The sequence below is a fragment of the Streptomyces sp. NPDC006430 genome (assembly GCF_040612395.1).
Classification (GTDB): domain Bacteria; phylum Actinomycetota; class Actinomycetes; order Streptomycetales; family Streptomycetaceae; genus Streptomyces.
The window spans coordinates 179,592-192,376 of record NZ_JBEXQA010000004.1; the positions used below are offsets into that span (position 1 = coordinate 179,592).

Here is a 12,785-nt window from a genome sequence, read left to right on the forward strand (position 1 = left end):
AGGTGGCGTGCCGACGGGCACCAATGCCGCGACCGGACACGCGGGCACCTGCCGCCCGGACCGACCCGGGGGGCCTGAGGGTGCACGCCTCGCCGGATCCGTGTCGCGCCGGGCAGGCCGGCCCGTGGCCTTCAGCCGATCGCCCGGTTCTCCCGCAGCGGTCCCCATGCAGTGCTTGAACCCAGCACCGTAGTGCGCCACCTTGCCGTACCGGCGCCCCAACCTGGACACCCTGACCGCCACGTGCCTGAGCCCGTTGCGCCAAGCCTCCCTGTCCGCGGCGGTGACGAGGGCCACTGACCGTTCGCCAGCCCGGTTCGAGGTCAGGGGCCGAGGCCGTCCCGCAATTGGGCGCGTCCCGTGATGCCTGGCTTCGGGAAGATCTTGTTCAGGTGAAAGCCGATGGTGCGAGGGGACAGATGGAGCCGGGCGCCCATGTCGCGGTTCGTCAGTCCCTCCGCGGCCAGTTGGGCGATCTGCAGCTCCTGCGGCGTCAGGCCGGCCACGGTCTCCGGGGCGGCGGAGGCCGCCACGGTCACGGCGGCCGCGGCGAGATCGGCGAGGTAGTAGTGCGAAAGGTGGTGGTGTACGGGGACGGGAGGGGAATCCTGCGTGAAGACGCGGCGGAGGTTCTCGTACGCCGTCCTGTGGTCGCCTTCGGCGACCGCCGCCATGCCGAGCGCCTGGCAGTGACGGACGTACAGACTGCGGGACTTGCTCAGCTCGATGCCGCGGACGGCCTCGGCGGCCCGCTCCCGCGCGCCGGTGTGGTCGCCGCGGACGGCGCGCAGCGTGGCCTGGAGGATCGGCGCCCCCACGGCGACGTTCTCCGCCCCCGCTCCCGCGGCCAGGTAGTAGGCGTCCTCGGCCGCGGACCCGGCTGCCGTCCATGCTCCGCCGTCGAACAGGGCGAGGGCGAGAGCCTGGGTGACCGTGCAGTTGGTGCCGGCCGTGGCGGCCGGGCGGAAGTGGTCCATGGCCCGGCCGAGAAGACGTACGGACAGGTCGGTCTCGTCCAGGATCCAGGCGGTGGCGCCGAGCATGGTGAGGTCGCCGAGGGTGGTGGTGTCCGAGACCGACGCTTCCCACAACGGGCCAGCCACGTCGCGCAGGCGCTTCAGTGCCTTCTCCCGCTCCGTGAAGGGGCGGGCGACCGCCTCCGCCCACAGTCTGTCGCTCCGGTCGGGCTGCAGGGGGATCAGGTCACCGACGCGCTGGAGTTCGGCGCGGTAGGCGGGGTCGCCGGAGTTGTAGGCCAGGGTCGCCGCCGTTCCCAGCGCGTCCAGCGCCAGGGCGGGAGCCGCGGTGGCCATGGATTCGGCAACGGGCAGCAGGAATCCGAGCGCGTCCGCATGGCGGAGTGCGACGGACAGCGACCAGCCTCCGCACAGAGAGGCCTCGGCGAGCAGCTTGGGATCGTGCGTCAGGGGGCCCACCCGGGCGAATCTCCCCGCGGTGGCCCAGCGCTGGGGCTTCGTGAACCCGTCCCACTTCAGTCGCGCCTTTCGCACCGCGTACGGGATGTCGCCCCGGGAATGGCAGTCGAGTACGCGTCACGTGTGAACCGAAGCGGTTCTCGCCCGGCGTCACCGTAGCAACCGGCCGACCGCCTCGCGCGGGCGTGCCGACCCCGCCCCGAGGGGTGGGATCGGCACGGGCTCCGGGCCGGGGCTCGGGTCAGTGGGCGGTGGAGCGGACCGCGTCCTGGATCAGTTCGGCCACGGCCTTCGGCTGGGCGAGCATGACCAGGTGCGAGGAGTCGACCTCGACGGTGGTCATGCCGGCGCGCTCGTAGCCGTAGCGCTCCACATCGGGGTTGATGGTCCGGTCGGAGGAGGCGACCAGGCCCCATGACGGCTTGCTCTTCCACGCCGCGACCGGCGCCGCCTCACTGAAGGCCCGCGCGGCCAGGGGCCGCTGGGAGACGGCGAGCACGGCGGCGAACTCGGGGTCGACGTCCGCGGCGAACAGGGCGGGGAACTTCCCGACCTCCACCGAGACATCGGTGCCGGTCTCGTCGGACCCCGCCACGGGGAACGGCGTGTAGACGAGCGCGTCGGCGAGGCCGGAGTCGGGGAAGCGTCCCTGCAGCTCGCCCAGGCTCTCGCCCTCCTCCAAGGCGTATCCGGCCAGGTAGACCAGCGCACGGACGTTGTCCTCCGTGCCGGCGAGGGTGATGACGGCGCCGCCGTAGGAGTGCCCCACGAGGATCACGGGGCCGTCGACGGCACGTATCACCGAGGCGATGTACGCGGCGTCGTCGACGAGGCTTCGGTTGGGCACTGCCGGAGCCACCACCTCCAGGCCGGCGGCGGTCAGTTCGGGGATGACACGGGCGTAGCTGGAGGCGTCGGCGAAGGCGCCGTGGACCAGCACGACGGTGGGGCGGACGGGTCGGGACATGCGAGAACTCCTCGGTGCGTGGGTAGCGGTGTGGAAGGCGGAATCGTCGTGCTTTACAGGCCGAACCGGGCGCGGCGCGTCTCGGGCACCAGGCCGACGTACTCGGGGTGCTTGCCGATCCACCCCCGGATGAAGGGGCAGTACGGCAGGACGTGCAGCCCGCGCGCGCGGGCGTCGTCGAGGGCTCCCTGGGCGAGCAGCCCGCCCAGGCCCCGGCCGGCGAACCGGGGATCCGTCTCGGTGTGGATGAAGGCGATCTCGTCCTCCGAGAGGAAGTACTCGGCGAAGCCCGCGGTCTCGGTGCCGTCGTCTCCGGCGAGGATCTCGTACCGGGACTTCTCGGGGCGGTCCACCACCTGCGGTTCCATGGATGCTCCTGTGCGGTTGTGGAAATCGTGGGTCGGCGTGTGGGTGTTCACAGCGTGCGGCGCACGCCCGCCTGGCGTTCGAGGTTCCGGAGCTGGACCGCGAGGTCGCCCTCCACAGCGGCGTGGGCGGGGCCGCTGCGGCCGATGGGCAGGACCTCCTCGCTGCGCATGTCCTCCAACATCAGGGCGAACGCGGCGTACATCGCGACGAGCGCCACCAGGAGGCCGAGGATCCCGGACGTGCGCGTGAGCCATTCGGCGCCGGTGAGACCCGACAGACCGGTCGCGGCCCAGCGGGGCAGGGAGACCGCCAGGACGAGCCACAGCGCGCGCTTGGGCCGGGTCACGGCGGTCATCAGCGCCCCGAAGCAGAGGAGCGCCAGATTGAAGACGCCCAGCACGCGCAGGCCGTCGGCCGCGCCGCTGAACATGACGAGTGCGTAGGCCAGCCAGCTGCCGGCGAAGACGGCCATGAGCGTCGCCGCGATCACGTCACGGGCACCGAAGGCCAGGATGCTCACGAGGAATTGCAGGGCGAACGCGGGCAGTACGCACAAGGCGACGGCGCCGCGAGCCGCGTCCTCGAAGAGCCCGAGCTGCATGCATCCCGTCATCACGGAGGCGATCGCCACCGTGAAGAAGCCCAGCGGCATCGGTGAGGCGATGGGGCGCAGGTTGATCCGGGTCATCGACCGGAGGTCCGGTTCGAAGCGGCGTCCCGGGGGAGCGTCCGGTCGGCCGGAGGACCCGTCGTCGGCGCCGTCGGCGGAGGCGGAGTCTGTACTCATCGTGGGGATCTCTCGTTCAGTGCTCGAAGCAGGGGTCGAGGAACGGCGGAGGCGTCTCGGGAGTGGAGCCACGGGCGACGCGCCACCGGCGGTGCTGCTCGGACTCGGCGACGGCCTCGGCCACGAGCGACGCCTGGCGGGCACCGCTCTGGTAGCCGCCGAAGTGGGCCACCGGGCTCCACTCCGGGCTGACCGGCGGGACGGCTTCGTCGAGTCCCTCGTACTCCGCGCTCGCGTAGACGACGCGGCCGCCGACGACGGTGAGCACGGACTCGATGTCGGGGATGACGTCCTCGGGCACGGTCAGGAAGTCGTCGGACAGGATCGCGAGGTCGCCGTACCAGCCTTCCCGCAGGCTTCCCTTGACGTCCTGCTCGCCGGTGAGCCGGGCTCCCCCACGGGTGTAGAGGTCGAGGGCGGTCGCCCGGTCGACCAGGTTCCCGGCCGGGTAGAGCGCCGTGCCGCCGACGGTGCGCCCGGTCACCAGCCAGTGGAGTGCGACCCACGGGTTGTACGAGGAGACGCGGGTGGCGTCGGTTCCCGCGGCGACGGTCAGGCCGCGGTCGAGCATGGCCCGGACCGGCGGGGTGTGGGCGGCGGCCTCGGCACCGTAGCGGTCGCGGAAGGCGGTGCCCTGGAAGGACATGCGGTTCTGGACGGACAGGGCGCCGCCGAGGGCCGCGATCCTGTCCAGGCTGTCGGCCGAGACGGTCTCCGCGTGGTCGAAGAGCCAGCGGTTGCCGCCGGGGAAGAGTCCTTCCGCCGCGAGCTTCTCGAAGACGGACAGGTCGCGGCGGATCGTCTCGTCGTACGTCGCGTGGAGCCTAAAGCCCCAGCCGTTCTCCAGAAGGAGCCGGACGGCCTTCTCGAACTCGGCCTCGTACCCTTCGACGAGCTCGGGACGGGGTTCGGAGAAGTTCTCGAAGTCAGCGGCGGCCCAGGTGAGGTTCTCGCCCGCGCCGTTGAGCCGGAGCCACTCGTCACCGTCCCCGGGCTTGACCATCTCGGCCCAGCGCTTCAGGTCGGCGAGCTCCTGACCGGCCGTCTGCGGGAACAGGTGGTAGGCGATCCGCAGGGACAGCTCCCCCGACCTGGCGAGGTCGACGACCGTGGCGTAGTTGTCGGGGAAGTTCTGGAACCCGCCGGCGGCGTCGACCGCGGAGGTCAGTCCGAAGCGGTTCAGCTCGCGCAGGAAGTGTCGTGTCGACGTCCGCTTGTCCGCCTCGTCGAGGGTCGGCGCCTTGGCAAGGGTCGAGTACAGGATGAGCGCGCTCGGCGCCGCGAGGAGGACGCCGTTGGGTTCGCCGTCCCGGCCCCGTACGATCTGGCCGCCGCGCGGGTCGGGGGTGTCGCGGGTGAATCCGGCGGCCCGCACCGCGGCCCGGTTCATCAGGGCGGACTGGTACAGGTGCAGGACGAAGACCGGGGTGTCGGGGGCGGCGGCGTTCAGCTCGGCGACGGTCGGCATCCTGCGCTCGGCGAACTGTTCGGCGGTCCAGCCGCCGACGACGCGGATCCACTGCCCCTTGGGGGTGCGGCCTGCCTGCTCGCGCAGCATGGCGAGGGCGTGGCAGAGGCTGTGCACACCGTCCCAGCGCAGCTCCAGGACGTAGTTCAGGCCGCCCCTGATGACGTGCAGGTGCGAGTCGTTCAGCCCGGGGATCACCCGGCGGCCGAGGGCGTCGACGACCCTGGTTCCCGGCCCGACGAGGTGGGCGAGGTCGTGGTCGTCGCCGAGGGCCGCGACCCGGCCGTCGCGGATCGCGACGGCGCGGGCCTCGGGCCGGCCGGGGTCGCCGGTGAACACCTTCGCGTTGCGGACGAGGAGGTCGGCCTGCGAGGGTTCCTGCCGCGTGGCGGGAACGAGGCCCGCCACCGGCATGCTCGCCGACGGCCCGATCACGCCAGGGCCTTGCGCAGGGTGTCGGTGGCGACACCGATGGCGAGTTCCGCGGCCATCGTCTCGCGCAGTGCGTTCAGCATGACGAAGTCGTGGATGGCCCCCTGTACGCGCAGGGCGGTGACGGGGACTCCGGCGGCGCGGAGCTTCGCCGCGTACGCCTCGCCCTCGTCGCGCAGGACGTCGGCCTCGGCGGTAATGACCAGGGCGGGCGGCAGGCCGGTGAGCTGCTCGGGGGTGGCGCGCAGCGGCGAGGCGGTGATCTGGGCGCGCTCGGCCTCGTCGGTCGTGTACTGGTCCCAGAACCACTTCATGGCGTCCCGGCGCAGGAAGTAGCCCTCGGCGAAGGCGTGGTACGAGTCGGTGTCGAAGCCGGCGTCGGTGACCGGGTAGAAGAGGACCTGGTGGGTGAGGCGGACGTCGCCGCGCTGCTTGGCCATGAGGGTGAGGGCGGCGGTCATGTTTCCGCCGACCGAGTCGCCCGCGACGGCGAACCGTGTGCCGTCGAGGTCCTTGTGGTGTCCCTCGCGGGCGATCCACTGGGCGACGCTGTAGTTCTGCTCGATGGCGACGGGGTAGCGGGCCTCGGGTGAGAGGTCGTACTCGGGGAAGACGACGGCCGCCCCCGTGCCGACGGCGAGTTCACGGACGAGCCGGTCGTGGGTGTGGGCGTTGCCGAAGACCCAGCCGGCGCCGTGGATGTAGAGGATGACGGGGAGCGGGCCGGTCGCGCCGCGGGGGCGGACGATCCGGGCGCGGACGTCGCCGGTGGGACCACCGTGGACGGTGACCCATTCCTCGTCGACGGCGGGCAGGGGGACACCTTCACCGTTCTGGACCTCGTCCACGGCCTTGCGGCCGTCCGCCACGGGGATCTGGTAGAGGAACGGAGGCTGGGCGGTGGCGTCGGCGAAGGCCTGGGCGGCGGGTTCGAGAGTCGGGGTGTTCGTCATGAAGGTTCTCCTTCTTGGGACGTACGGGTGGGTGCTCAGCGGGTGGCGCGCGCGGCGTCGAGGATCACGTCGGTGACCACGGTCGGGCGGGAGACGGCCACGGCGTGCGACGCGTCCACCTCGGTGGTGTGGGAGCCGGCGCGCCGGGCCATCCACCGCTCGGCGGCCGGCGGGATGTTCTTGTCGGCGGTGGCGATCAGCGCCCATGACGGGACCGTCTTCCACGCCGCGTCCTGGGCCTTCTCCTCGAGCGCGAGGGTGGAGACCGGGCGCTGGGTCGCGGCCATGACCGCCGCATCGGCGGCGGGGACGTCGGCGGCGAACTGGCGGTGGTACTCGGCCTGGTCGATGACGAGTTCGGTGCCGGTGCCGCCGCCGGGCAGCGGGTACGGCTGCGGGTTCACCGTCTCGCCGAGGGTGGAGCCGGGGAACTTGGTGGCCAGTTGGGCAGCACTCTCGCCCTTGTCCGGGGTGAACGCGGCGATGTAGACGAGGGCCTTCACGCGGCTGTCGCCGGCGGCGGCGCCGCTGATGACGGCGCCACCGTACGAGTGCCCGACCAGGACGACGGGGCCGTCGACGCCGGCGAGGACTCCGCGGAGGTAGGCGGTGTCGTCGGAGAGGCCGCGCAGCGGGTTGGCGGTGGCGACGACGGGATAGCCCGCGCGGCGCAGTCGCTTGATCGTGCCGCTCCAGCTGGAGGCGTCGGCGAACGCCCCGTGCACCAGGACGATGGTGGGCTTGGGAGCGTGCCTGTCGGTGTCGGCGGCGGGCGAGCTGCTCGCGGGTGCGGCGCCGATCAGGGAGGCCAGCGTCGCGGGCAGGGCGAGGGCGAGCGTGAGGGCGCGCTTCGTGGGAAGCATGTGCGGTTCCTTGTCGGGTGCTTGTGTTGGTGCGGAGGGACGTGCGGCGGTCGCCTCAGAGGCCGTACGCCTCGAGGAGGCGCAGCCAGACCTCGCTGACCGTCGGGAAGGCGGGGACGGCGTGCCGCAGACGCGAGAGCGGGACTTCTCCCACGATGGCAACGGTGGCCGTGTGGATGAGTTCGGTCGCCATCGGGCCGGTGAGGGTGCAGCCGACGACGACTCCGCGGGCCTCGTCGACGACGAGCTTGGCGTGACCGCGGTAGTCGTCCGCGTACAGCGCGGCCCCGGCGACGTCGTCGATGCGGTACTCCACCGCGCGTACCGCGACTCCCGCTTCGCGTGCCGCGCGTTCTGTGAGACCGACGCTCGCGACCTCGGGGTGGGTGAAGACTGCCTGGGGGACGGCGATGTGGTCGGCCTCCGCACTCCAGGCCTGCCGGCGACCGGTGTCGGCGGGGCGGCCCGCGGCTCGCTCGGCGATCGCCGCGGCGCAGGCGCGGGCCTGGTACTTGGCCATGTGGGTCAGCGGCGCACGGTGGTTCACGTCGCCGACGGCGTAGAGCCAGTCCCCGTCGAGAGCGGTGACGCGGCAGGTGTCGTCGACCGGGAGCCAGTCGCCGGCCGGCAGGCCGACGGTCTCCAGGCCGAGGTCCGCGGTACGCGGGCGACGGCCGACGGCGGCCAGCACCTCGTCGCAGACGAGGGTGGCGCCGTCGTCGGTCTCCACGGTGACGGTGCGGGTGGTCTCGTCACGGGCGACCCGGGTGGCCGAGACCCCGAAGCGGATCGTGACGCCCAGACCGGTCAGACCGCGGGTGACCTCCTCGCCGGCGCACGGCTCCCAGCCGGTCAGCAGGGCCTGGTCACGAACGAGCAGGGTGACGGAGGAGCCGAGTGAGCGCCACGCGGTGGCCATCTCGCAGGCCACCACTCCCCCGCCGATGACGACGAGCCGCTCCGGCACCGCATCGGCCGTGGTGGCCTGCCGGTTGGTCCACACACCGATCCGGTCGAGCCCTTCGACCGGCGGCAGCGCGGGTTCCGTGCCGGAGCTGAGGACGACCGCGAGCCGCGCCCGCAGGGTACGGACCGCGCCGTCAGCCCCGGTCACCTCCACCCGGCGCTCTCCGGCGAGGCGGCCGTGCCCTCGTGCGAGGGGTATGCCGGCGCTGTTCAGCCAGTCGGCCTGGCCGGTGTCGTCGCCACGGCCGGTGAAACGGTCGCGGCGGGCCAGGACCTGCGCCGGGTCGAGCGCCCCGGTCACCGCCTGCCGTGCCCCGTCGACCGACCGCGCGGCCTCTCGGGCCGCGCCGGGACGCAGCAGCGCCTTGCTCGGCACGCACGCCCTGTAGGAGCACTCGCCGCCGACCGCCTCGGCCTCGACGACGACGACGGTCAGCCCCGACCGGACGACCCGGTCGGCGGCGACCTCGCCGCCCGGCCCGCCGCCGACCACCACGACGTCGTACGTGTCCTCCATCAGCCGCGCACCAGGGGGGTGTCCACCAGGTGCTCGGCCAGGAACCACACCTGGCCCTCGCCGGTGCGGATGACCTCGGAGACGAGCAGGTCGGTGCTGCCCTCGTCGCCCTCTGCGGAGATCCGGGCGGCGGCGTCCCGCGTGTCGATCAGGATCCGCTCGTGCGCGTCGAGGAGCCGCGACAGCATCACGGGTACTGGCTCCACGCCGTCCGGCGGCCGGGGAACGGCGGTCAGCTCCGCGACGTGGCGCGGGTCTGCGACCGCGACGCCGCCAAGGCTCTGGATCCGCTCGGCCAGCGCGTCCACGATGGCCAGTTGGGCCTCCGCATGCTTGTCCAGCATGAGGTGGAGCGAGTAGAACGTCGCCCCGCGCATGAGCCAGTGGTGCTTCTTGTAGAGGGAGTACAGGATCTGCGTGTCGGCGAGTACGCGGTTCAGCCGCTGGCAGGCATACATGCGGGTGTCGTGGCCGAGGCCGATCGGCAGCTGCTTGAGCGTGCCGAACGGCTGGGTCTCGGCGCCCTTCTGGTGCAGCAGCGGCTGGCCGCCGCCGTGCGGGGGTGTGGCGGTCGTGGTTTCCATCGAGTCTCCTGGAAGGTGGGAGGGCCCGGCCGTCCGGTCGGGGGCCCGGAGTGGCCGGACCCGGTCTGTGTGCTCGCGGTCAGCGCTCGCCGCGGGCGGCGGTCTGCGGCGCCGCCGGGGCTGCCCTGTGCAGTACGAGCCGGGTGAGCAGCCCGCTGCCGACGCCCGCCGCGAGCACGAGGGCCGTCCACCACAGCGGGTACGGCGTGAGGCCGAGGGCCGCGTCGAGGGACCAGGCTCCGGGTCCGGTGGCGGCGAGAGCGGCGGCGGTGCCGATGAGGACGAGCGGGTACTCGTAGCCGTCGTTCTGCACCCAGAGGCCGTTGTGCCGTTTCACGGTGAGGGCGACGGTCATGACCCCGATGGCCCCGGTGGCCGCGAGCGGGGTCAGGAAGCCGGAGACGAGCAGCAGACCCGATCCGATCTGGCCACCGCCCGCCGCCAGTGCGGTGAGGGCTCCGCCGCGGAAACCGTCGGAGCGGAACTCCTCCGTGCCGCCCTCGAGTCCCCTGCCGCCCAGGTGCGAGCTGATCTTCTGCACCCCATGGCCGGCGACGAGCAGGCCCACCAGCAGACGCAGGATCAGAATGCCGGTGTCCAAGGAGGTCAGCCGGCCGCGTGCGCGCCGATGACGCTCTGGGCGTACACGACACCCAGGCCGTAGGCGCCCGCGTGGGCCTTGACGATCTCCATGACCGCGCCGTACGTCTCCTGGCGCGCCCAGTCGCGCTGCAGCTCCAGGAGCACCTGCACCCAGGTCACCGGCACCGCGCCGGCGGCCAGCATCCGCTGCAGCGCGTGCTCGTGGGCGGCCGGGCTGACGCCGCCGGAGGCGTCGGAGACCACGTACACCTCGTATCCCTGCTCCAACGCGGAGAGCGCGGGCAGCACGAGGCAGACCTCGGTCCACAGGCCGGAGAGGATGATCTTCTTGCGCCCGGTCGCCCTGACCGCCGCCACGAGCGCCTCGTCCTCCCAAGCGTTCATGGTCGTGCGGTCGATGACCTCGTGCTTGGGGAACACCTCTGCGAGCTGCGGCAGCAGGGGCCCGGAGAACGACTCGGCGGCCACCGTGGTCAGGACGGCGGGCACGTCGAACGCCTGAGCCGCCTTGGCGAGACCCACGGTGCTGTTGATGATCGCGGCGCGGTCGCCGCTCCCGGTGCCGAAGAACATCTGCGGCTGGTGGTCCACGAAGAGCATGACGGCGTTGTCGGGCGTAAGGAGGTCCGCGCTCGGGGCGGCCTGCACCTTGGTGATGTCGAACATGAGGGGTGTCCTTTCGGAGCGATCGGTATCGCGCCCGCCTCGTTCACGGCCGGGCACACCCCGAAAGTACGACCGGCACAACCGGCCGACTTTGCTCCCTGTGCCCAGGAGTTGGCACGACAGCGCACTACCCGCTCAGAACCCCGCCCCCGGTCCTACTCGATCGCATCAACGCCTCCGACTACCTCGCAGGGCAAGATCCGGACCATTCTCGGACCAGGCCGCGAATCCGAAGCCCCAAGGCGATTGTCTGTGCTGGTCAACGGCTTGCCGCTCTTGCACCAGCAGCAGACGAAGAATCTGCTGTGACCGGCAGCGCAAGAGCCAAGTCTCCGGTGCGGGGTGGGGGGCCGCCGACAACTTCCCCACTGCCGTCTCCGAGGTCAGCAACGGCGGGACATGATCGGGACCGATGCTGACTACTTGCTGACCTGGGCCCGGTCATCATGGCCCTGACCTGCACAGATGGCAAAATGTCAGGTGTTGGACTTGAACATTGTCCGAAACATGAAGAAGCTCCCAAAATGTCTGCTCCCTGCCCGCTTCACGCAGGTCAAGGGCGGTCCCGGCAGCCTACAACCGTTCGCAAGTTCGGTCAGCTTTCCCCGGGTCTTTCAGGACTCATGCTGACCGATTGCTGACTTTCCTGATGCCCCGTCGGGCTACTCCGGGGCCACCTCGAGCTTTCCGCCTCCCCTGGCTCAACCAAGGGTGGCGAGATGATCGGCGTCGCCCCCGCGCCACTCGATGAGGAAGATGGTCGCGTCGTCGCTGGTGATGCCGCCTCGTTCCTGTTTCAGGGCGTGGGAGAGAGCGCGCACCACCGGCCGCAACCCGGTGTGGTCACGGACGACACGGTTGGTCCACTCGATGAGTTGCTCCTCACCGAACTGTTCCCCGCCGGCTTGGTGCTCCTCGATCAGGCCGTCGGTGAAACACAGCAACCGGTCTCCGGGTTGCAACATCCGCTCGCTGACTTCCGGCTGCTCACCACCGAAGCCGACCGGCAATGTGGTCGGGCTCTCCAGCCGGTCCACCACGGCGCGGTCACGGATCAGCAGCGGTGCCGGGTGACCTGCATTGACCCATTGCAGCCGGCCCGTGGCGATGTTCAGACACATCATCTGCGCGGTGACGAAGTGTTCGTGGCCGAACTGCTCATTGATGGCCTGGTCCATGAACGCATACACCTGGGACAGACCGGTGTCGGCCCGTCGCGTGTGGCGATACGCGCCGATGGCCACCGTCGCCATGGTCGCCGCGTCCAAGCCGTGGCCCATCGCGTCGATCATGGCCACGTGCAGGAGGTCGCCGTTGAGGGCGTAATCGAAACTGTCGCCGGCCGTCTTGTACGCGGGCTCCAGGATTCCGGCCACCTCAACCTGCGGAACGGTCATCGACAGCGGGGGCAGCAGCGACCATTGGATCTCGGCGGCCACACTCATAGGGGCGCGGCGGCGGGCCTGGAAGAACAGGTCGGTGTAGGCGTCCTTGGTGACGATCATGTCTGCGACCAGACCGGCGAGTCTGTGCAACAGCCGCCGGTCGTCGTCATCGACGCTGTCCAGCGTGACGGCCATCACCCCGACCTGATCACTGCCGTCAAGCAGCGGCAGATACATCCGCACACTGCCGTCCTGCGGCACCTCTACCGTTCTGCGGCTCAGGAACGACGCGCCCGCAGGAGAGCCCTCGACCGGTTCGGGGTCACCGACCGTCAGCCGCCGGCCCGGCAGCGGCACCAGCAGCATCTGTTCGTAGTCCTGCAAGAGGATCGAGAGGTCCCGGCCGCCGACCCTGGCCACCTCCTCCGCAACGAGCGGGGCGATCAACTGCGGCGGCATCTCGTGCGCCCGGTCCAGCAACACGCCCAGCAGCCGCTCACCGAACCCCTCCGACCGGTCCACTCCGAACTTGCTCGACTTCCGCCCGCCTTCGGTCATCGCTGCTTGCATCCCTTCGTCCCGCTGCCTCGGGAAACCCACTGGGTGGATGTCTCCCCGAGGTGCGCGCCCGGCGGCTTCGTGCTCAGCCTCGGTGGCCAGACACCGGTCGTGGCGGGTTCCCGTCGGGATGGGGATCGACTCTCCCATCACCTCGGCGCTGGTGGCTTCAACGCCCCGGCCACGTATCCCGGCTCACCGTGCCACGGACCCGACGCACACCCCAGCGCC

General features: G+C 71.3%; 12 protein-coding genes and 1 pseudogene. 1 reads left to right on the forward strand and 12 read right to left on the reverse strand.

Features of this window, described 5'->3' with window-relative positions:
* Positions 1 to 323: 323 nt before the first annotated feature.
* The gene (locus tag ABZZ20_RS08810; protein ID WP_356868260.1) at positions 324 to 1,436 is read right to left on the reverse strand and encodes a helix-turn-helix transcriptional regulator; all 1,113 of its coding nucleotides are present in this window, start codon (positions 1,434 to 1,436) and stop codon (positions 324 to 326) included.
* Between the two features lie 10 nt (positions 1,437 to 1,446).
* Between ABZZ20_RS08810 and ABZZ20_RS08815 the strand changes: the two are divergent.
* Positions 1,447 to 1,563: pseudogene (locus ABZZ20_RS08815) on the forward strand (AraC family transcriptional regulator); the annotation flags it as partial.
* A gap of 114 nt (positions 1,564 to 1,677) precedes the next feature.
* Here ABZZ20_RS08815 and ABZZ20_RS08820 read toward each other — a convergent pair.
* From ABZZ20_RS08820 to ABZZ20_RS08870, 11 genes are all read right to left on the reverse strand, one after another.
* Positions 1,678 to 2,403, reverse strand: a complete 726-nt coding sequence (locus ABZZ20_RS08820; protein WP_356868262.1) for an alpha/beta hydrolase — start codon at positions 2,401 to 2,403, stop codon at positions 1,678 to 1,680.
* 53 nt (positions 2,404 to 2,456) lie between these two features.
* Positions 2,457 to 2,771: a GNAT family N-acetyltransferase gene (locus ABZZ20_RS08825; RefSeq protein WP_356868264.1), complete on the reverse strand. Its 315-nt coding sequence runs from the start codon at positions 2,769 to 2,771 to the stop codon at positions 2,457 to 2,459.
* Positions 2,772 to 2,818: 47 nt separating this feature from the next.
* The gene (locus tag ABZZ20_RS08830) at positions 2,819 to 3,559 is read right to left on the reverse strand and encodes a GPR1/FUN34/YaaH family transporter (RefSeq protein ID WP_356868266.1); all 741 of its coding nucleotides are present in this window, start codon (positions 3,557 to 3,559) and stop codon (positions 2,819 to 2,821) included.
* 16 nt (positions 3,560 to 3,575) lie between these two features.
* The gene (locus tag ABZZ20_RS08835) at positions 3,576 to 5,441 is read right to left on the reverse strand and encodes an amidohydrolase (RefSeq protein WP_356868606.1); all 1,866 of its coding nucleotides are present in this window, start codon (positions 5,439 to 5,441) and stop codon (positions 3,576 to 3,578) included.
* Positions 5,442 to 5,458: 17 nt separating this feature from the next.
* Positions 5,459 to 6,412 carry an alpha/beta hydrolase gene (locus tag ABZZ20_RS08840; RefSeq protein WP_356868267.1) on the reverse strand — a complete coding sequence of 318 codons (954 nt, stop codon included), beginning with the start codon at positions 6,410 to 6,412 and terminating at the stop codon, positions 5,459 to 5,461.
* 35 nt (positions 6,413 to 6,447) lie between these two features.
* Positions 6,448 to 7,275, reverse strand: a complete 828-nt coding sequence (locus ABZZ20_RS08845) for an alpha/beta hydrolase (protein WP_356868269.1) — start codon at positions 7,273 to 7,275, stop codon at positions 6,448 to 6,450.
* 55 nt (positions 7,276 to 7,330) lie between these two features.
* On the reverse strand, positions 7,331 to 8,758 hold the full coding sequence (locus ABZZ20_RS08850; RefSeq protein ID WP_356868271.1) for an NAD(P)/FAD-dependent oxidoreductase: 1,428 nt from the start codon (positions 8,756 to 8,758) through the stop codon (positions 7,331 to 7,333).
* Complete coding sequence (locus ABZZ20_RS08855; RefSeq protein ID WP_356868273.1) at positions 8,758 to 9,342, reverse strand: DNA starvation/stationary phase protection protein; 585 nt, start codon at positions 9,340 to 9,342, stop codon at positions 8,758 to 8,760. Before ABZZ20_RS08855 ends, ABZZ20_RS08850 begins: the two co-directional genes overlap by 1 nt.
* A 79-nt stretch (positions 9,343 to 9,421) precedes the next feature.
* Entirely contained in the window at positions 9,422 to 9,943 is a 522-nt protein-coding gene (locus ABZZ20_RS08860; protein WP_356868275.1) for a DoxX family protein, read from the reverse strand.
* A gap of 5 nt (positions 9,944 to 9,948) precedes the next feature.
* Positions 9,949 to 10,611, reverse strand: coding sequence for a hydrolase (locus ABZZ20_RS08865; RefSeq protein WP_356868277.1), 663 nt, complete (start codon positions 10,609 to 10,611; stop codon positions 9,949 to 9,951).
* A 701-nt stretch (positions 10,612 to 11,312) separates the two neighbouring features.
* Positions 11,313 to 12,554: a GAF domain-containing SpoIIE family protein phosphatase gene (locus ABZZ20_RS08870; protein WP_356868279.1), complete on the reverse strand. Its 1,242-nt coding sequence runs from the start codon at positions 12,552 to 12,554 to the stop codon at positions 11,313 to 11,315.
* Positions 12,555 to 12,785: the final 231 nt, after the last annotated feature.

What these genes read in the sequence shown, in the direction of transcription:
- ABZZ20_RS08820 (WP_356868262.1), bottom strand. Translation starts at nt 2,403, where the DNA reads ATGTCCCGACCCGTCCGCCCCACCGTCGTGCTGGTCCACGGCGCCTTC.
- ABZZ20_RS08825 (WP_356868264.1), bottom strand. Translation starts at nt 2,771, where the DNA reads ATGGAACCGCAGGTGGTGGACCGCCCCGAGAAGTCCCGGTACGAGATC.
- ABZZ20_RS08830 (WP_356868266.1), bottom strand. Translation starts at nt 3,559, where the DNA reads ATGAGTACAGACTCCGCCTCCGCCGACGGCGCCGACGACGGGTCCTCC.
- ABZZ20_RS08835 (WP_356868606.1), bottom strand. Translation starts at nt 5,441, where the DNA reads ATGCCGGTGGCGGGCCTCGTTCCCGCCACGCGGCAGGAACCCTCGCAG.
- ABZZ20_RS08840 (WP_356868267.1), bottom strand. Translation starts at nt 6,412, where the DNA reads ATGACGAACACCCCGACTCTCGAACCCGCCGCCCAGGCCTTCGCCGAC.
- ABZZ20_RS08845 (WP_356868269.1), bottom strand. Translation starts at nt 7,275, where the DNA reads ATGCTTCCCACGAAGCGCGCCCTCACGCTCGCCCTCGCCCTGCCCGCG.
- ABZZ20_RS08850 (WP_356868271.1), bottom strand. Translation starts at nt 8,758, where the DNA reads ATGGAGGACACGTACGACGTCGTGGTGGTCGGCGGCGGGCCGGGCGGC.
- ABZZ20_RS08855 (WP_356868273.1), bottom strand. Translation starts at nt 9,342, where the DNA reads ATGGAAACCACGACCGCCACACCCCCGCACGGCGGCGGCCAGCCGCTG.
- ABZZ20_RS08865 (WP_356868277.1), bottom strand. Translation starts at nt 10,611, where the DNA reads ATGTTCGACATCACCAAGGTGCAGGCCGCCCCGAGCGCGGACCTCCTT.
- ABZZ20_RS08870 (WP_356868279.1), bottom strand. Translation starts at nt 12,554, where the DNA reads ATGACCGAAGGCGGGCGGAAGTCGAGCAAGTTCGGAGTGGACCGGTCG.